This window comes from Methanolobus sp., assembly GCF_030682845.1.
Taxonomy (GTDB): Archaea; Halobacteriota; Methanosarcinia; order Methanosarcinales; family Methanosarcinaceae; genus Methanolobus.
The window spans coordinates 24,816-42,646 of record NZ_JAUXNK010000049.1 but is presented as its reverse complement, the minus strand read 5'-3'; the positions used below and the strand labels follow the sequence as shown (position 1 = coordinate 42,646).

Sequence of the window (17,831 nt, the reverse complement as noted above, 5' to 3'; positions counted from 1 at the left end):
TATAATTCTATTACATATCAGTATGGTTATGTACAATTATTGCACAACCATGCAAAACTTTAAGTTATCAAAGCATGTAACTACATACAGAAAAAATAGCAGTGATAAAAAGCGTCATTTTATAGTGTTATTGATGATCCGGTTCTTTAAAGGTAGGTAAGCAAATGGACGAAATAGATGAGATAAGGCAGAGGAAAATGGAAGGTTTGAAGAAGGGGCTTGAGAAACGTGAGCACCCGGGTAGCCCTGTCGAGATCACAGATGCTGTATTTGATGAGTTCATCTTAAAATATAACCTGACGGTTGTGGACTGCTGGGCGCAGTGGTGTGGTCCATGCCGTATGATCTCTCCTATCATCGACGAACTGGCAGCCGAACTTCAGGGAAAGGTGGTCTTTGGCAAGCTTAACGTCGATAATAATAAATCTACTGCTGGAAAATATGCTATAACCAGCATACCGGCACTGCTGGTTTTCAAGAATGGCAAGCTTGTAGACAGGATAATAGGTGCGGTTCCAAAACAAAGGATTATCCAGAGACTGCAGCCTTTAATGTGAGGAATGAAAAATGGGATTTAAACCAAGGATCGCAGAAAGCCCTTCAGTGCGCCTGATAGACCTTAAATCCAAACCTTATTTTATAGTAGCATCGGTAGAGGTAGGCAACACCACAACCAAGTGCATCCTTACTGCCACAAATCTCGAGGACGGGAAGACCCGCCTTGTCAACAAGATCGTGACCATGACCAGAGATGTCCGTCCTCCCGAGGAAGGAGAAGAGGTTTTTGGGCGAACTCTCAATGGTGTGGAGCTGACACGCCAGTCGGTTGCCGAAATGGTGCGGGACACCCTGCTTAGAGCAGTGAAGCAGTCAAATCTCGATATCAAGGAAGATATTCATTTTGTGGTAAGGTCCACAGGTGTTGTTGCCGGCTTTGACACTCCTGATGAGGTTGGAGAGTTTATAAAAGCCCTTGCTGATGGCTGCCTGATGGCAGGTGTACCTCCAAACAGGATGACGCCGCCAATGGGTATGTCCAATGTGCCTGAGAGGTTTCGCAAGCACACAAAGCTCGAACAGGTTGTATTTGACGGGGCTGTGGCGAGTGTCACGCCTCCCACCGGAGCGACAGGGGTTGAGATCGTCGCGAATGAGATGGAAGGCGAACTGGCAACCGCAGGGATAAAGGAGGGAGCCAAATGGGTGGATATCGATTTTCGCAACCCCTGCATCTCCATAGACTTCGGTACCACGCTTGATGGCAGGGTCATCAGCCCTGATTTGCCTTATGCAAAGACCATCGGGAACTTCTGTGGTTATGCAGGTGCGATCCCTGATGCCATTATCAAAGGGACAGGGCTGGTAGATTCCAAGAAAGGAACTGCTCTTGATGTCGCAGACAAGACCTCACTGGGTATGCTTTCCCTTAAACTGAAAAGTAAGGCTATAAAAGAGTATGCTGAGCGGATCCACAAGTACATACTCATAGAGCGAGTTCCTAAAGGCCGCAAGAGATACGGAAGCGTTCCAGTCAATTCGGAGGCAGCCGATGCCATAGGTGTTGTACTCATCGGATGTGATGTTGGCAACAATGGCACAGATATGGACAAGTTGTCAGAGATAGGAGCGGAGATATATGAGAAGCATAATCTAAAGACACTCTTTGCAGTAATTGATATAGTCATGGCAAGGGTAGTTCAACGCCTGGTGAAAGTAGCACAGGAAGAAGGCCTTGTGTTTGAAGATACTGCCATCGGTATTACTGGCAGGGCAGGTATTACAGGAGCTAAACCCAGACTTATCCTGCAGTACCTGGATGACCTTGGAATCAATCGTAAGATCGAGGAGAACGTTGTTTTCGTGGATGACGGCCTTGCACGCGGCGCAGCTGTCATGGCAAGGTGCATGAACTCCATGGGTACCACATTCAATCCCCTTGGAGGCCACAGGGGTGGAAAGTGTATTCTGGGACAACGTATAAAACTACAAAAGAGAAAAGACCGAAATTAAAATATGTCCATCTAATGCTGTTTCATATCCGTAACATGGAACATATCTCTTTTAATCCACGCGTATTCACGACATCCGCAGGCTCAAGCCATGCCCTGCGGGCAACATCGATACCATAGTCGATGTTGTCAAAGTGTGCAAGTGAATGCGTGTCCGTATTGATGGCTATCTTCACTCCTACTTCCTTTGCCATTCTTGCATGCATGTCATTCAGGTCAAGCCTTGAAGGTGAAGAATTGATCTCAAGGACCTTGTCATTATCAAAAGCCGCCTGCATGACCTTTTCCATATCTATATCATATCCTGAACGCTTTCCGAACTTTCTCCCGGTGGGGTGGGCAAGTATGTCCACATGTTCATTCTCAAGCGCAGCAATAACACGCTTTGTCATGCTTTTTCTGTCCTGTTCCAGACCAGCATGCACGGCAACGACAACAATATCAAGTCCCTCCAGGACCTCGCTGCTGTAATCAAGCCTGCCGTCGGATCTGATGTCGCACTCAGTGCCCGAGAGCAGTCTGATACCGTCAATTCTGTCATTGATTTCATCTATTTCGCGTATATGGTCAAGCAATCTCTGCTCGGACAGGCCGTTCGCGACTCCCGTGGAAGGTGAGTGGTCCGTTATGGCTATATATTCATAGCCAAGTCCTCTTGCATGTAACGCAAGCTCTTCAATAGTGTTCCTTCCATCACTCCATCTTGAATGGACATGAAGGTCTCCTTTGATATCTTTTCGCTCTATCAGCACAGGGAGCCTCCTTTCCAGGCCTGCCTCGACCTCACCCCGGTCCTCCCGGAGTTCAGGCGGGAGGTATCCAAGCCCGAGAAGTTCATAGATGTCTGCTTCTTCTGAAAACTCTCCGGCTTCATTTGTTAATCCTTCCTCATCTCGGCTTTTTTCCTTACAGATCAATCCCTTCTCGCTGACAGTGTATCCCTGGGCACGCGCTACTTCCTGCAGGCGGACATTATGTTCTTTTGAACCTGTAAGATACTGCATCAGTGACCCACAGCAACCTCCGGAGCATACATACAGGTCTATCCTTATGCCGTTTTCATGGACAATAGCTGCATGTGCACTTCCTTCATGCAGATTCCTGATTTCCGGCACCGGAGCAGCTTTTCCAAGATGCATGAAGGCATCAATGGCTTTTTCAGGTTCATCGGAAAGGGCAAAAAGGTCAATATTCCCAACTGTTTCCATTTTTCTTCGAAGACTTCCGACAGGTACGACCTTCTTTATATATGGGCTGACGCTCAGTTTCTCAGTGATCTGTTGTTCAATGGCGGTCGCAACTGCAAGAGGAGTTCTCCTGAAATCGCTGCTCTGAACCCGGTTCCTGGCTGCTTTCAGGATTCTTTCCTCCTGTTTTGGTCCCATACGCGGGAGCCGGCGGATGCGATGCTCTTCTGCCGCTTTGATAAGTTCTCCTGTGGATTCAATGGCAAGTCTTTCATACAGTATCTTTGCAGTTTTGGGACCGATGCCGGATATATCCATTATTTCGATAATTCCGGGAGGAATTTCAGCCAGAGTCTTTTCGTATGCTTCAAAAGTCCCTTTGGTCAACAGTTCCTCTATCTTTTCCTCTATGGCTTTCCCCACATTTGGTACGTCTGAGAGATGCCCTTCCTGATGGATGCTACTTATGTCCATTTCAAGTCTTTTGATGCTCCTGGCAGCTTTTTCGTAGGCCATTATCTTGAATGGGTCCCCTCCCATGAATTCCAGCAGCCTGCCCATGCGGTTGAGGATATCCGCAATCTCAGCATTGTCCATCACAAACGTTCCTCTGATTATGTATTGTAGTTACCTACTCCTCCTTCTTTTGTTTCGAGAGAAGGGCCTTCTCAACCGCACTCTTGTGAATTTCGGCGGACTGGTGGATGCCGCCAAGGGTTCCACGCACAGCTCTGCAAGGATACTGTTGTATCAGCAAGCCTGCCCTGGCAGGCGCATCCTCTATCTTTGTGCCTATCAGCTCTTTTGCCATCTGCCAGGTACTCCCGCAAGGAGCACCGCGGATAACCTTTACATCTGACACTTTTCCGTTATCTGTTTCTATATAAAGCACCGGGCTTGCCAGCTTTGAAGAGAAATCATATATTGCAGGATTATCGGAAAGGGTACAGCAGATATCTTCAATCTCGATGTACATCCCATATTTCTCTGAGATATGTTCCAGCTCCTTTAACGGTGCTTTTGAAGCCCCTCCAGGTACGATGAGTGCCCTGGCGCCATCCTTTCCGGCTTTCTGCGCAATCGCAGCAGTGAGGTCAGGATGAAGAGAGTAAGTTATCACTATATCTGATCTGAATACAGCGTCATCAAGGGCAAGCTCGCTCAGGTATCCTTCCGGTTCATCAATAAAACCCGGGAGTTGTTCAGGCACTGATGTGTGAACGACATCAAGAGCTGTCTTTGCCAGCAGTGTTTCAATAAGCCGCCTGCCGTACTTTCCTCTGGTGATCACTCCTATTGTCGTCATATATTTGTCCTTTTCAGAAAATGGGCATCCTTACTTTATATGTTTTGGCAGAGATTTTTATATTACTATTTTCTATATTAATTAAGGTGATATCATGGATGACTACAACCCATCAACAGTATATTTCCGATGCAACATATGCGACTTCCTGTTCCAGGAAGACCCGGATCGCTTTCCTGTAAAATGTTTCCAGTGCGATTCTGAGAACGTGTCTCGTGCATGAACTTCTCGTGGATGCAAATAGGCTAAATATCATCCGTTCTCTTTCATGATACATGCCATCAAAGGGAAAACTCATAACTCTTGAAGGGATCGACGGCTCAGGCAAATCTACCATGGCAAAGTCCCTTGCCTCAAATCCGGATTTTAGTGACTTCGTTTTCACCCGGGAGCCGACGGGAAGCTGGATAGGTGAAGCTGTCAATCGTGCCATACATGCTGACACGGATCACCTTGCAGAGCTTTTTCTTTTTGCAGCAGACCACGCCGAACATATCTCCAAACTGATCCTGCCATCCATGGAGAGTGGCAGGAATGTTATCTCCGACAGATATTCCGCCAGCCGCTATGCATATCAGGGAATGACACTGCAAGGCAGGTTCAAAGACCCTCTTGAATGGATACAGGACATCCATAAAGAGTGGACTATAGCACCGGATCTGACGATTCTTTTTGATATTGACCCTATGGAAGCAGTTGCACGATGTGGTACCAGGGGCGAAAAGACCAAGTTCGAGAAAGTTAGTTTCCTGGAGGGGGTCAGGAAGAACTACCTGCGCCTGGCTGAAGAAAACCCCTCCTCTTTTGTCATAATAGATGCCTGCAGAAGTACTGATAAGATCGAGTCTGATGTAATCAGGACGATCTCTTCATATTTGTGACTCTGGGAGTTTATCTCCTTTGAAAGCAGTTTTTATATTGACTTGCTTTATTTCTTCTTTTATGCACCTATTAATATTATATGGTGGGCAAGTAATGTATTTATAATACCTGTGTAAGATACCTATTGACTTCCATTTGTCAGGATTAGTGGGTGAACAATTGGATAATACAGGACAGAGATTCGGTTCTATGGTTCTGCAGGATGCTCCGGTGGGTATATGCATCTTTGATAAAGATGATAACTTTGTTTTCTTCAATAAAGAAATGGAATCTATTTCGGGAATGTCATCCTGTGATGTTATCGGTAAGAGCCTGTTCCATTCAATTCCGGACTATACTCTTGGAGGGAAAGCAAACTTCAGGCAGTTCTATCTGGATACTAAACATTCCCTTCAGAGATCTTCCTGGCAGAATATGCCAATAATCACACCTAAAAAAGGTCTCCGGCACCAGTCAGTATCCCTTGTGCCTTTGTTTGGTGAAGACGGCGCTTACTATGGAATGGTCTGCTATATTGAAGATACCAGTGACTATTTCCTTCGGGAGAGGGGTTTGCTTGATAAATTATCCGGTTTCGGCAAGCTCGAATCGATCTATCGGGAAGTCCCTGTGATTGTTCTGCAATGGTCCTCTGAAGAGGGGTGGCCTGTCCTGTTCGTATCAGAGAACATTTCTCAGCTTGGTTACACCAAAGAGGAACTCGAATCAGGGAAGATGCATTATATTGATATGATCCACCCGCAGGACCGGGCTAAACTGCTTGAGGCTGTTTGCCGGTTCACACTGGCTGATGAAGCGTGCTTTTCTCATGAATACAGGCTTTTAAGGAAAACCGGCGAGTTTCTCTGGGTTCGTGAACTTTCCCTGCTTCACAAGGACGAGCAGGGTAAACCGTTCATGTTTGAGGGGATAATACTGGATATAAGCGATAAGAAAAAATATGAGGAGGAGCTTGAGAAACATACTGCAGAACTGGAACAGCTGAATGCATTAAAGGATCTCTTTTCAGACATCATCAGACATGACCTTCTGACTCCTGCCGGCACTATCAAAGGCTATGTTGAGATCTTGCAGGAAATGGAAATTGACAAGGAAAAGCTCAATTTGCTTAAAGTGATAGAAGCTAGCACTAAAAGGCTCATTGATCTCATTGAGAGTGCTTCCAAATATGAGAAGCTTAACAGCATTGATGAGATAGACTATTATCATACTGACCTTGTGAACCTGTTCAGGAGTACTTTGCTGGATTTCACATCCTACTTACAGGAAAAGAACATAACCATGAACCTTTCTTCACAAGGCCCATGTTATTCCAATGTGAATCCTTTAGTGAGCGAAGTATTTGCAAATCTTCTGTCCAATGCTGTCAAGTACAGTCCGGAAAATGGAAGAATAGACATCTCTTTCCTGACAGATGCTGATACTATCAGGGTTACAGTGACTGATCAGGGCGATGGAATTCCGGATGAGAATAAGACCTCGGTTTTCAATCGTTTCAAGCGCCTGGAAAAGAAAGGTGTCAAGGGCACAGGCCTTGGACTTGCGATCGTGAAACGTATCATGGAAATGCACTGCGGCGGTTACGGAGTCGAGGATAATCCTGAGGGAAAAGGCAGTGTTTTCTGGGTCACATTCAGCAAAGCTGCATGTAACCCGGATAGGCCTAAAGCTCGTTAGCATCGGCGAATTTGATAAGCGCCTCGCCCAATGTGCGCGCATACTTGGGGTTCAGGTTGAAACGCCCTTTTTTCTGCCCGGCTCTCTCTTTTGCTATCTCTATGTATTCATTCTCGTATTTTTCACTGGATGCAAGGGTGATTGTCAGGAACCAGCCTGCTCCCATCTTTATTTCGGCATATCCTTCGCCAACTTCAACTAATTCCTCATTCTCTGCCATATTTACACCATTAACTAATGAATTGTGATCTTATTGTACTTTCTCAAGAGGAAGTGATCTATTATGAAGGGCAGTTGCCACAAGGGCGCCCTCAAGGCCTATTTTTTCAAGTGTTTCTATATCCTCGATGTTGCGGACTCCTCCGCCAAGAAGTACATTGTGCTCTGACATCGATGCTATTTTACTTAAGAATTGTGAGTCTACACCGCTTGTTGTACCGACCCTGTCAAGGTCAAGGATTATTATATCCTGCAGATCGAACCTGTTGAGTATCTTTACTATCTCAAAGGGGTCATCCGGCATAGCGGGATCCTTGGTAAGTATCCTGCCGTATTTTTTGTCAATACTGACTACAGCGCGGCCCGGATAATTTACAGACACTTCCTCTATTGTTTCAAGGGAGGCTGTTTCAGTGCCAAGTACGATTGTGGGTACTATCTCCAGTATATCCTCAGTTTCGGAAAGAGATGTTATTCCGGCATCAACCATTGTCTTTGCTCTCCGGGCTACTTCCTGGATGACTTCAAAGTTCTTTTCCCTCTTGCCTATATCTTCAAGGAGATTTAAGTCGGCAATGTATACCTCTCTGGGTTTTACTGTATCAACTATCCTGATAGCATCCGAACTATCGCAAATGCGGCTGGAAAAGTGAATGGGCTTGTATTCCCTCCTGTTTCCGCCCTGCGCATGAACTACTGTCCGGTTGAATACGTCAAGAACAAAAAGGATACGAAACATATTTAATTCATACATCTGTCATGCTATAAAAAAGAGGTTATGCTATGAAGTTACTTGTCAGTCCCATTAGCCCTGAGGAGGCAATAGCAGCACACAAAGGTGGTGCTGACATTATCGATGTGAAAAACCCTAAAGAAGGGTCACTGGGAGCTAATTTTCCCTGGGTAATTAGATCCGTGAAAGAGGCCATAGGCTCTCAAAAGCCTATAAGTGCGACGATAGGGGACTTCAACTATAAACCCGGCACCGCCTCCCTTGCGGCTCTTGGCGCTGCTGTCGCAGGTGCTCACTATATCAAGGTGGGTCTCTATGATATCCAGACTGAGGAGCAGGCTCTGGAGATGCTGACCAACATCACACGCTCTGTCAAGGACCTGGACTCTTCCAAAAAGGTTGTAGCATCAGGTTATTCTGATCACAGGAGAATAAATTCCATATCTCCTCACCTGCTTCCTGCCATCGGTGCGCAGGCAGGTGTCGATGTTGTAATGGTGGATACAGGCATCAAGGACGGGCGCTCAACTTTTGAGTTCATGACCGAGGAAGAGTTGACAATGTTCACAGGTGCTATCAGGGACCATGGTCTTGAATCCGCGCTGGCTGGCACTCTCAAGTTTGAGGATCTTCCCATGCTCAGGCGCATCCGGCCTGATATAATCGGCGTGCGGGGCATGGTATGTGGCGGTGACCGTACTTCTGTCATACAGGAAGAACTGGTCGCTAAACTGAAAAAAGAGATGTGATCTCTCTTTCATTTTTATCTTCTTATTTGTCGTGGGAATCTTTTTAAATCCCGTTTGAGCAATTACCTAGTTAGCATATGCCGTATATTCTATTGTGGTGATCATAGTTGACTGAGGAAATTACCTTAAGTGTGGGACAGGCTTACCCAAGGGATGCAGGCCGGGGAATTGCCAGGCTTGATAAGGTCCTTATGGAATCTATCGGGGTTATCAGCGGTGATATTGTTGAGATCCGGAACAAGGAGAAATGTTATGCTATCGTCTGGCCCGGATACCTGGAAGATGCTGGCAAGGAGATCATTCGGATAGACGGTAACCTCAGGAATAATGCAAAGGTCAGCATCGATGATAAGGTGGTGGTCAGGAAGGTTACTGTCAGCGAGGCTGAGAAGATAACTCTCGCACCCACAAAAGAAAGCCGCCTTGTAGGAGGTCCGCGCTTCATCCTGAGGATACTTGAGGGGCGCCCGATAATTAAAGGACAGGCAATCAGGGTGGAAGCTGTCAGCAATCCCGTTTCTTTTGTAGTGCTCTCAACAATTCCTGCGGGTCCTGTGGTGGTTACCAGGAATACCCAGATAAATCTCAGGGAGAGTACTGTGGTGCAGGAGGGCGTTGCAGGACAGATCAACTATGAAGACATCGGGGGTCTCAAGCGCGAGCTGGGGCTTGTAAGGGAAATGATCGAACTGCCCCTGAAACACCCGGAGTTGTTCCAGAAGCTTGCAGTAGACCCTCCCAAAGGTGTTCTTCTATATGGTCCCCCAGGCACGGGAAAAACACTGATAGCAAGAGCTGTTGCAAGTGAGACAGATGCAAATTTCGTATCTGTGAGCGGCCCTGAGATTGTCTCCAAGTACTATGGGGAGAGTGAACACAAGCTGAGGCAGATATTCGAGGATGCAGAAAAGAACGCTCCTTCGATAATTTTCATAGATGAGATCGATTCCATTGCCCCCAAGCGTGATGAGGTCCTGGGTGAGATGGAGCGCAGGATAGTTGCGCAATTGCTGTCCCTGATGGATGGCCTTACATCAAGGGGCAAGGTAGTTGTCATAGCCGCAACCAATCGCCCCAACTCTATTGATGAAGCCCTGCGCAGGGGTGGCAGGTTCGATCGTGAGATCGAAGTAGGAATACCTGACCGTGAAGGTCGTCTTCAGATACTCTTTGTCCATACAAGGGGCATGCCTCTTGAGGAAGGGCTTAACCTCGAGGAAATAGCCGCTGTCACGCATGGGTTTGTGGGTGCAGATCTTTCTTCCCTGTGCAAGGAGGCTGCGATGCACGCTCTCAGGAGGATGTTACCCGACCTTAAAATAGATGATGTGGAGGATGAGATCCCTCCAGAGTTCATGGAAAAGCTGCAGGTGATCAGGAAGGACTTCGACGATGCTCTCAGAAATATCGAGCCTTCAGCCATGCGTGAGGTTTTTGTGGAGGTGCCCTCGGTGAGGTGGAATGAGATTGGGGGTCTGGATGCTGCCAAGCAGGAGCTTTCTGAGGCTGTGGAGTGGCCTTTGAAGTATCCGGAACTGTTTGTGGCAGTGAGTACAAGGCCTCCGCGTGGAATCATGCTCTTTGGCCCTCCAGGCACCGGTAAGACCATGCTGGCAAAGGCTGTGGCCACCGAGAGTGAGGCCAATTTCATCAGTATCAAGGGCCCTGAACTGTTAAGCCGCTATGTGGGCGAGTCGGAGCGTGCAGTGCGCGAAACCTTCCGCAAGGCTAAACAGGCTGCTCCGACGGTAATATTCTTTGACGAGATTGACTCGATGGCTTCTGAGCGTGGATCAAGCATCGATGCCCACTCAAGCGAGCGTGTGGTGAGCCAGATACTCACTGAGATAGACGGCGTTGAAGAGCTCAGGGACGTGGTAATAATCGCTGCAACCAATCGTCCGGACATCGTCGACCCGGCTCTGTTGCGTCCGGGGCGCTTTGACAGGCTCATATATGTGCGCCCTCCGGATACTAAAGGCCGGGAAAAAATATTTGACATACATCTCCATGGTAAACCTCTTGCTGATGATGTGAATGTCCATGAGCTGGCACATATGACCGAAGGCTACGTAGGCTCTGATATCGAAGCTATCTGCCGCGAAGCCTCCATGCTTGCCCTGCGCGAGATCGTCACTCCCGGTCTAAGCAGGGAGGAAGCCAAATCCAGGGTAGTAGGTATCAAGATAACATCCGTTCATTTCATGAAAGCCATACGTCGTGTCAAACCAACTACGTCCCGCACCGCAATGAGCCTCTATGAGCAGGCCTCCGAGGCGTTTGCAAGATATGCTGCCAATGAGGAAGAAAAGGTCCCCGATCTTGGCGGGGAAACCGGATACCAGTAGGAAGCGAATCCATGGAATGTTTCAAAAAAGAAAAAAATTATGTGACAAAAAGGGACTTTTTTATCCCTTTCTGTATCTGATCCTCTAAACTTCACTGCAGAGTCACACGGCATCAGACAAATGCTTTCTTTGAAGTCCCTGCTTTTTTCATCTTCATATTTGAAGATGCTTCAGTTCCTCTTTTCCGGACACTATCTGAGTTCATGGATGCATCACCACTTCCGGTATCCAGCCTGAACTTAGATACCACTGACTGCATATTTGCAGCCACGCCCGCAAGTTCCTGGGCAGACTTTGAGAGCTCATGCATTGAAGCTGTCTGCTCCTCTACAGACGCAGAAGCCTCCTGTGCTCCTGCTGCGGAGTGCTCCGAAACTGCAGAGACCTCTTCCACGGAAGATGTGACCTCCTCTATCGAAGCAGACTGCTCTTCTGCAGCTGCGGTAATCTCCTGGACCATCCTTACTATAGAATCCCCGGCCTCGACGACCTTTCCAATAGCAACGACCGATTTCTCAAGAGAGGCTGCTCCTGCAGCAACTTCATCTGTCCCTGCTTTCATGGAAGCGACAGCATTCTGGGTCCCGCTCTGCATCTGATGGATGAGCTGTGCTATCTGCTTGGCGGCATTACCTGAATCCTCAGCAAGTTTGTGAACCTCATCTGCAACCACTGCAAAACCACGGCCATGTTCTCCTGCCCTTGCAGCTTCTATTGCTGCATTGAGAGCAAGCAGGTTGGTCTGGTCTGCAATACTTGTGATGAGACTGACGATCTCTCCTATCTGTTTGGATTTGCCATCAAGCTCCTTGATGACAGCGGAAGAGTCACCGACTGCAGATTTGATGCCGTTCATCTTTAAGAGGAGGTCATTGGACATATCTCCGAGGCTCTGGATGAGCCTGTTGGATTCAACAGCACCTTGCGCAGCCTTCTCGGAATTAGTGGCAACTTCCTGGACACTTATGCTCATATCGCTCATTGCCCTTGAGACCTCTTCAGCTTTGGCAGACTGCATCTGCGTACCCTTGGATATCTCGGTCACAATGCTGGTGATTTGTTCGCTGGCGGCTGAGAGTTGCTCGCTGGAGGAAGATATCTGCTCGGCCGTAGATGCAACACTCTCAGCATTCTCGCTCACAAGAGCAACGATCTCGTTCAGGGACAACCTGCAGTTCTCCACACCATCTGTGAGTTGTGTGAAGTCTCCAACTCCGTGAACATTTATTTTCCTTGTCAGGTCATTGGACGAGATGGAATTCAAAACCTCGCATGAATCATTGATGATGCTCTGTAGCGTATCACCAAAGCCATCCAGTGTATCACCCAGTTGCCTGAATTCTCCTTTTGCGTCGATTGTCACCCTGGTGCTCAGGTCGCCTTCAGCATAGGCTGTGATCACCCTTGCAGTTTCGTTCAGAGGACCGATAACAGCATCGAGTGTATTGTTGACACCTTCGATGATTTCCCTGTAGTCTCCCTGGTGCCTGGATGCATCCGCACGGGCATCAAGTTTACCCTCAACAGCGGCATTGGAAAGCATATTGGCATCAGCAACCATGGCATTTATTGCATCGATGCAGGTGTTGAGATTGTTCTTGATGGTGTTGAAGTCTCCGTTGTACTGTTCTGTGATCTTTTCCGGAATAGCACCTTTTGCAATACGGTCCACGTAATCGGCAGCCATGTTCAATGGATTTATCACAGCATCCAGTACCGCGTTAAAACCTCTGGGTATTGCCTCAAAGTCAACACCTACATCGGTGTCCGTTCTTATTAATAACCGGGAGGCACCTTCTATTAAATAATTATATATGAAAAAATATAAATAACACTTGTATTCAAGTCAAATCCGACAGGTATTTATCCGAGGGTTCCACACTATCATTATATTGTCGTTTGTAAAGGTAAATATAGGAGTGAAATCAGATGCCAGCTATTGTCGATAAGGATCTTTGTACCGGGTGTGTAGCATGTGTAGATTCATGTCCCGTGGAAGCGATCTCAATGAATGGTAAAGACCTTGCCGTAGTTGATGCGGAAGCATGCGTAGATTGTGGTGATTGTGTGGATACCTGCCCTGTCGATGCAATTTCAATGTCCTGAAAGCACCGGTATTTTTTGATTTTTAATCTGTTTCTCGTAAATCAGGCTGCGTGTTATGCTACAGTCCTGATAAGAATTTTTGGTAATTGGCAGAAAAGTAGTTCTGGCATTATTCCCTCGGGATAGGGTTGTGCAGTTTGCATCCAGGAGATAATATGTTCTGAGCTTAAGCAAATATTATTGAAGTGAAGGGGGAATGGGAGTGTTTCACATCACCCTTCTGCAGGGTCGATCAGGTGGCTCATATCTCTATTGCATGCGGTCACCCGAGGGCCAGGACTTCTGGAGCACCGGCGTTTATCGCGAGATCGTGCCCATGGAGAGAATCGTAGCCACGGATTCCTTTGCAGATGAGAAAGGCAACGTTGTCCCGGCTTCCTACTATGGGACGAGCGGAGAATGGCCACTTGAAATGCTTGTTACAGTGACATTCAAAGGACAGGATGATAAGACGAAGTTGACCCTGAAATACCCCAACATTGAAAGCATCAGCGAAACCGATCTTGCTAATATGGAGCAGGGTTGGTTCGAATCTCTGGACAAGCTCGCTGAATATCTGGATAGGCTCTGAATGTGTTGAAAAACTGAATGTGGTTACAAACGCATTCAAGGAGAGCAAGTTCAGAGGAAGGGGCCTTCCGAGATTTGTCCGCTGCATTTTTACAAATTATTTTTTTGAAGCATCCTTTTCTATCTTTTCCAGCGTGGCTATCAGAAACTCTTTCTCGACAGGCTTAATGAAATAGTCAACTGCCCCCCATGTCTTGCCCATTTCTTTGTCATCCAGCATGGAAGTAATGATCACGGGTATTTCCCTTGTCCATTCCTCTTCTTTCAGGTGTTTGAGGACATCCCAGCCATCCATACCGGGCATCATGATGTCCAGAGTGATCGCGAGAGGCTTTAATTTCCCGGCAAGCTTGATAGCTTCCCTTCCACAGGACGCGGATGCCACACGGTAACCTTCATTTTCCAGGGTTATCTCAAGCAGTTCCCTGGAATTGTCATCATCTTCGACCACCAGGATCAATGGCTTCTCGCAAATCGAATTTTCCGGCCTGATAGTTCCAGACACAATATTTGTCTCGTCCAATGCATTCTCTATGCCTGCAGCCTTTCCCGGACTTACTTTATTTCCATCTCCTTTTATCAGGGGCAATTCAAAAGTGAAGGTTGTGCCTTTTCCAACCTCGCTGGCAACCCATATATTTCCATTGTGCATCTCTATGAATTGCTTCACAAGGGATAGTCCAAGTCCTGTTCCTGCGTACTGGCGGTTTATTGAAGAATCCAGTTGTGTGAAGGGCTGGAACAGTCTGCCTTTCCCATCCTCTGATATCCCTATGCCTGTATCTGTGACAGTGAACCTTGCCATATATTCTTTCCGGCTTGCAGAAATAGTGACAGTGCCCTTTGATGGTGTGAATTTGATGGCATTACTGATCAGGTTAAAGAGTATCTGCTTGAATCTTGTCTTATCCGCATATATGTTTGTAATGTCATTTTCTATGATGAATTCTGCCATGAGTCCTTTTTTGGCAGCAAGGGGTGAGATGAGTTGTTTCACTTCGGAGAATACATCTGCAGCAGAGAAAATCTCACAATGCAGCTCCATCTTGTTTGCTTCTACCTTCGACAGATCGAGTACGTTATTTATGAGAGCAAGCAAATGCTTCCCGCTTGTGGATATGTTCTCAATGAATCGCTTCTGCCTGTCGGATATTTCTCCAACGCTACCACTGGCTATAAGGTCAGAAAATCCGATTATAGAGTTAAGAGGTGTTCTCAGCTCATGGCTCATGGTTGCAAGGAAATCGCTCTTGGCACGGTTTGCAGTCTCAGCTGCTACCCTTGCCTGGATGAGTTTCTCTTCGACTTCCTTTATCTTTCTCAGGTCCACAAAGCTCTCGACAAAGTAATCCTTTCCTGATAGCGTCACAGGTACTACCGATTTAAGAATCCATATCTTTTGACCTTCTCCATTGAGCATCATGCACTCTGACCTGTTCATACTCATCCCAATATCACTTATCGGACATTTTCCCTTCTCTGCAGAGCACATGAAATCGTGACATTTATGTCCTACTATGTCTTCTTTAGGAAGCCCGATGATCTCCTCTGCCGCAGGGTTGACATCTACTATTCTTTTTGTCTGAGAGTCTATGATCAGAATCCCGCTGATTATGTTTGCAAGCACTGTAGCCATCTTCTGCTGGTTCTCATGCTCAGCCGCCTGGAGTTCGATTTCGTTATTTTCCAGTGTTTGCAGCATATAGTTTATGTCGTCTGCAAGCATGTGCAACTCGTCGTTTCCATCCATATGCACACGGGAAGAAAGCGATCCCTTCTCAGTGATCGCGCTTACGTTACGGCTGAGAAGGGTAAGACGCGCCAGCACGGATTTTTCCATCAGTAGCAAGAGTACAAGCCCGTAAATTAATTATAATCATGGCAAACAGTACATACTTCATGGCAGACTGACCCTGCTGGTAAACATCCCTTGGCATCTCTATCTGCAGGTTCAGTACCTGGATGCCGTTAATGTCATCCACTATGGTGGTGCCTGTGACAGTGCCCTTATTTATAGTATCTATCTTTAAACGTCCGTTACCTTGCAGGATGGCGGTGTTTTCAGCCAGAGTTGAAACCTCATCATCAACCTCTTTTATATTTATAGATAGCTGGGTCATTTCCTCCATTTCCTCGACAAACTCGGGATCCAGGAACTTTGCGACCACAATAGTGCCTGCAACAGTTTCTTCGCTGGGGCTTGGAGTTATAGCACTTGTTCCAACCATCATCGGTCCTTCTGGAGTGCTTATTATTCCTGAGATTTGTTTTTGAAGAGAGGGCTCTGAGAAAAGAAGATGCTCTTTATTTACGTGGTCGATAAAAGCTGCTGATATCTCTCTTTCTTCATAGGTATGATGATCCACTCCGGCAGCATGGTAGAGATTACCGGAGATATCATAGAACAGCATCATATCTATCTGCAGGTTTGCCATAGTCACGACATCAAGATTATTATCAATATAACTGCTGTCTCCCTGCATAAACTCATAGGTGTCTGACCATTGGCCCCAATCCTTCGCCGTAGCCAGAAGATTATTTGTCCTGGAATCAATAGATGCTTTGGCTCTGAAAACATTAGTTGCAACTTCCCGCTCTTCAAGGCTGGAAAAACTATCCTCAATTATTAATTCTGTAGTCAAGGCAAGCAAGACGAACAGGCAGATGAATGTGGTTGCAAGGATTACAATTGTCCTGTTACGTATCTTCAGGTTTTGCTCCTCCGCCTGCTATGTATGAGTTTACTCTCTCTACAAAGGTTGAGATATCTATCGGTTTTGAGATATACCCGACGCATCCCGCATCGATGAACTTTTGTTCATCTCCCTGCATCGCATGGGCTGTCAATGCAACTATAGGTGTATTCAGGACTACCTTATCTGTATTTATGTTCCGGATAACTTCGATCCCATCCATTCCCGGGAGTTGGATGTCAAGGAGTATAAGGTCAAATGTTTTTTCCTTTATCTTGTCAAGTGCTTCAGGTCCGTCGAAAGCTTGTGTGACATCAATGCCGCCGGCTGTCAGAATAAAGGTGACAAGCTCCATGTTCATAAGATTATCTTCAACAACCAGTACTTTTGTCATTTTATCCCTGATAGTTTTGATAATAGTTTAAATAGGTATGTATATATATTTATTGTAATCTACTCCCATTTTATAATGTATAGATTACCGGGGACTACCAAAAATACTTAAGCCTGGGATTCCCTTTATTAATAGCAGGTTAAGCTTAAACAAAACCTGTGATCTGCTCAGGGGTTTATATGCTAAGGCAACGTTTTGTTCTGGATACTACCGCACTCACCGATCTGCAGGCCCGCGAAAAGCTTAATGTTGCGGGTATGTGCGACGGGATGAGGAAAGTGCTGGAATTGATAGCATCTGCACGCCTGAAGCTTGGTATCAGTTGTTATGTGCCCTTCCCATCCGTGTACAATGAGCTGCGTGATTTCGCACAGAACAATGGCTGTGATGCCGATGTCATAGCAAAGATCGATACATGGCTGGTGAAAAAGGCTCCGGACAGGTATAACGTGCAGATCCCATCCAAAGTTTTCCATGAATATGTCTCGCACATGAGGGAGCGCATCAACAAAGGAATGGTAATAGCCGAGGAAACCATATGGGAGTCATCCACCGATTGCCTGCTCATCCCGACAAAAGCAGATAACAAGAAAGATATTGAGGCTGATGTCGAGAGAGGTGTCATCGGGGTCCATATCGGTAAGTTCAGGAACAAATATCGAAGTGCTCTGCGCTATGGAATTCTTGACAGTGCTCCGGACATTGACGTGCTAATCCTTGCCAGGGAACTGGAAGCAGCGGTAGTGGCAAGTGATTTTGGGATACAGAAATGGGCGGAAGAACTTGGGGTGAGGTTTGTTCCAGCAAGCACATTTCCTATGATACTGCAGGAATACATGGAGCACGCATCAGTAGCAAATCTATCCTGGGATAAGGAATCGGATATATGATCGCTTGCTTGAAACCCTGATACGCCCGCCGGCCATTGTATCAGGACCACATTCGCGCTAATAGGAAA

Annotated in this window: 18 protein-coding genes; 10 read left to right on the top strand and 8 right to left on the bottom strand. The window is 46.6% G+C overall.

Annotation, left to right across the window (positions count from 1 at the left end):
* Positions 1–164 precede the first annotated feature (164 nt).
* Both trxA and Q8J68_RS05810 read left to right on the top strand, forming a co-directional pair.
* Positions 165–557 (top strand): thioredoxin, encoded by a 393-nt coding sequence (gene trxA / locus Q8J68_RS05815; RefSeq protein WP_305310588.1) that lies wholly within the window; start codon positions 165–167, stop codon positions 555–557.
* Between the two features lie 10 nt (positions 558–567).
* Positions 568–2,010, top strand: coding sequence for a methanogenesis marker 14 protein (locus Q8J68_RS05810; RefSeq protein WP_305310587.1), 1,443 nt, complete (start codon positions 568–570; stop codon positions 2,008–2,010).
* Between the two features lie 22 nt (positions 2,011–2,032).
* On the opposite strand, the gene polX is transcribed toward Q8J68_RS05810, so the two are convergent.
* Entirely contained in the window at positions 2,033–3,793 is a 1,761-nt protein-coding gene (gene polX / locus Q8J68_RS05805) for a DNA polymerase/3'-5' exonuclease PolX (protein ID WP_305310613.1), read from the bottom strand.
* A 34-nt stretch (positions 3,794–3,827) separates the two neighbouring features.
* Positions 3,828–4,502 (bottom strand): DUF166 domain-containing protein, encoded by a 675-nt coding sequence (locus Q8J68_RS05800; protein ID WP_305310586.1) that lies wholly within the window; start codon positions 4,500–4,502, stop codon positions 3,828–3,830.
* A 94-nt stretch (positions 4,503–4,596) separates the two neighbouring features.
* Here Q8J68_RS05800 and Q8J68_RS05795 point away from each other — a divergent pair, with 94 nt between their 5' ends.
* The 3 genes from Q8J68_RS05795 to Q8J68_RS05785 all read left to right on the top strand — a co-directional run bounded on the left by Q8J68_RS05795 (position 4,597) and on the right by Q8J68_RS05785 (position 7,061).
* On the top strand, positions 4,597–4,725 hold the full coding sequence (locus Q8J68_RS05795; protein WP_292461861.1) for a hypothetical protein: 129 nt from the start codon (positions 4,597–4,599) through the stop codon (positions 4,723–4,725).
* Between the two features lie 52 nt (positions 4,726–4,777).
* Positions 4,778–5,383, top strand: a complete 606-nt coding sequence (tmk, locus tag Q8J68_RS05790) for a dTMP kinase (RefSeq protein WP_305310585.1) — start codon at positions 4,778–4,780, stop codon at positions 5,381–5,383.
* Between the two features lie 160 nt (positions 5,384–5,543).
* On the top strand, positions 5,544–7,061 hold the full coding sequence (locus Q8J68_RS05785) for a PAS domain-containing sensor histidine kinase (protein WP_305310584.1): 1,518 nt from the start codon (positions 5,544–5,546) through the stop codon (positions 7,059–7,061).
* Here Q8J68_RS05785 and Q8J68_RS05780 read toward each other — a convergent pair.
* Both Q8J68_RS05780 and Q8J68_RS05775 read right to left on the bottom strand, forming a co-directional pair.
* Positions 7,048–7,281, bottom strand: a complete 234-nt coding sequence (locus tag Q8J68_RS05780; RefSeq protein ID WP_305310583.1) for a hypothetical protein — start codon at positions 7,279–7,281, stop codon at positions 7,048–7,050. The two genes, Q8J68_RS05785 and Q8J68_RS05780, sit on opposite strands and share 14 nt — an antisense overlap.
* Before the next feature lie 30 nt (positions 7,282–7,311).
* On the bottom strand, positions 7,312–8,019 hold the full coding sequence (locus tag Q8J68_RS05775; RefSeq protein WP_305310582.1) for a HisA/HisF-related TIM barrel protein: 708 nt from the start codon (positions 8,017–8,019) through the stop codon (positions 7,312–7,314).
* A 44-nt stretch (positions 8,020–8,063) separates the two neighbouring features.
* Here Q8J68_RS05775 and Q8J68_RS05770 point away from each other — a divergent pair, with 44 nt between their 5' ends.
* Positions 8,064–8,762 carry a (5-formylfuran-3-yl)methyl phosphate synthase gene (locus Q8J68_RS05770; RefSeq protein WP_305310581.1) on the top strand — a complete coding sequence of 233 codons (699 nt, stop codon included), beginning with the start codon at positions 8,064–8,066 and terminating at the stop codon, positions 8,760–8,762.
* A 107-nt stretch (positions 8,763–8,869) separates the two neighbouring features.
* On the top strand, positions 8,870–11,110 hold the full coding sequence (locus Q8J68_RS05765) for a CDC48 family AAA ATPase (RefSeq protein WP_305310580.1): 2,241 nt from the start codon (positions 8,870–8,872) through the stop codon (positions 11,108–11,110).
* 112 nt (positions 11,111–11,222) lie between these two features.
* On the opposite strand, the gene Q8J68_RS05760 is transcribed toward Q8J68_RS05765, so the two are convergent.
* On the bottom strand, positions 11,223–12,848 hold the full coding sequence (locus Q8J68_RS05760) for a methyl-accepting chemotaxis protein (RefSeq protein WP_305310612.1): 1,626 nt from the start codon (positions 12,846–12,848) through the stop codon (positions 11,223–11,225).
* Positions 12,849–13,039: 191 nt separating this feature from the next.
* Between Q8J68_RS05760 and Q8J68_RS05755 the strand changes: the two genes are divergently transcribed.
* Entirely contained in the window at positions 13,040–13,216 is a 177-nt protein-coding gene (locus Q8J68_RS05755) for a 4Fe-4S binding protein (protein ID WP_305310579.1), read from the top strand.
* A 196-nt stretch (positions 13,217–13,412) separates the two neighbouring features.
* Positions 13,413–13,787, top strand: a complete 375-nt coding sequence (locus Q8J68_RS05750; RefSeq protein WP_305310578.1) for an SRPBCC domain-containing protein — start codon at positions 13,413–13,415, stop codon at positions 13,785–13,787.
* 96 nt (positions 13,788–13,883) lie between these two features.
* Here the strand turns inward: Q8J68_RS05750 and Q8J68_RS05745 are convergent, their stop codons facing one another.
* The 3 genes from Q8J68_RS05745 to Q8J68_RS05735 are packed head-to-tail and all read right to left on the bottom strand — an operon-like array spanning position 13,884 to position 16,873.
* Positions 13,884–15,626, bottom strand: a complete 1,743-nt coding sequence (locus tag Q8J68_RS05745; protein WP_305310611.1) for an ATP-binding protein — start codon at positions 15,624–15,626, stop codon at positions 13,884–13,886.
* Positions 15,583–16,428 carry a CHASE4 domain-containing protein gene (locus Q8J68_RS05740; protein ID WP_305310577.1) on the bottom strand — a complete coding sequence of 282 codons (846 nt, stop codon included), beginning with the start codon at positions 16,426–16,428 and terminating at the stop codon, positions 15,583–15,585. Before Q8J68_RS05740 ends, Q8J68_RS05745 begins: the two co-directional genes overlap by 44 nt.
* A gap of 55 nt (positions 16,429–16,483) precedes the next feature.
* Positions 16,484–16,873: a response regulator gene (locus tag Q8J68_RS05735; RefSeq protein WP_305310576.1), complete on the bottom strand. Its 390-nt coding sequence runs from the start codon at positions 16,871–16,873 to the stop codon at positions 16,484–16,486.
* A 179-nt stretch (positions 16,874–17,052) separates the two neighbouring features.
* Here Q8J68_RS05735 and Q8J68_RS05730 point away from each other — a divergent pair, with 179 nt between their 5' ends.
* Positions 17,053–17,763: an RNA ligase partner protein gene (locus Q8J68_RS05730; protein WP_305310575.1), complete on the top strand. Its 711-nt coding sequence runs from the start codon at positions 17,053–17,055 to the stop codon at positions 17,761–17,763.
* Positions 17,764–17,831 lie beyond the last annotated feature (68 nt).

Excerpts from the sequence above, each read along its gene's own strand:
- trxA (WP_305310588.1), top strand. The coding sequence starts at position 165 with ATGGACGAAATAGATGAGATAAGGCAGAGGAAAATGGAAGGTTTGAAG.
- Q8J68_RS05810 (WP_305310587.1), top strand. The coding sequence starts at position 568 with ATGGGATTTAAACCAAGGATCGCAGAAAGCCCTTCAGTGCGCCTGATA.
- polX (WP_305310613.1), bottom strand. The coding sequence starts at position 3,793 with ATGGACAATGCTGAGATTGCGGATATCCTCAACCGCATGGGCAGGCTG.
- Q8J68_RS05800 (WP_305310586.1), bottom strand. The coding sequence starts at position 4,502 with ATGACGACAATAGGAGTGATCACCAGAGGAAAGTACGGCAGGCGGCTT.
- Q8J68_RS05795 (WP_292461861.1), top strand. The coding sequence starts at position 4,597 with ATGGATGACTACAACCCATCAACAGTATATTTCCGATGCAACATATGC.
- tmk (WP_305310585.1), top strand. The coding sequence starts at position 4,778 with ATGCCATCAAAGGGAAAACTCATAACTCTTGAAGGGATCGACGGCTCA.
- Q8J68_RS05780 (WP_305310583.1), bottom strand. The coding sequence starts at position 7,281 with ATGGCAGAGAATGAGGAATTAGTTGAAGTTGGCGAAGGATATGCCGAA.
- Q8J68_RS05775 (WP_305310582.1), bottom strand. The coding sequence starts at position 8,019 with ATGTTTCGTATCCTTTTTGTTCTTGACGTATTCAACCGGACAGTAGTT.
- Q8J68_RS05770 (WP_305310581.1), top strand. The coding sequence starts at position 8,064 with ATGAAGTTACTTGTCAGTCCCATTAGCCCTGAGGAGGCAATAGCAGCA.
- Q8J68_RS05755 (WP_305310579.1), top strand. The coding sequence starts at position 13,040 with ATGCCAGCTATTGTCGATAAGGATCTTTGTACCGGGTGTGTAGCATGT.
- Q8J68_RS05750 (WP_305310578.1), top strand. The coding sequence starts at position 13,413 with ATGGGAGTGTTTCACATCACCCTTCTGCAGGGTCGATCAGGTGGCTCA.
- Q8J68_RS05745 (WP_305310611.1), bottom strand. The coding sequence starts at position 15,626 with ATGGAAAAATCCGTGCTGGCGCGTCTTACCCTTCTCAGCCGTAACGTA.
- Q8J68_RS05735 (WP_305310576.1), bottom strand. The coding sequence starts at position 16,873 with ATGACAAAAGTACTGGTTGTTGAAGATAATCTTATGAACATGGAGCTT.
- Q8J68_RS05730 (WP_305310575.1), top strand. The coding sequence starts at position 17,053 with ATGCTAAGGCAACGTTTTGTTCTGGATACTACCGCACTCACCGATCTG.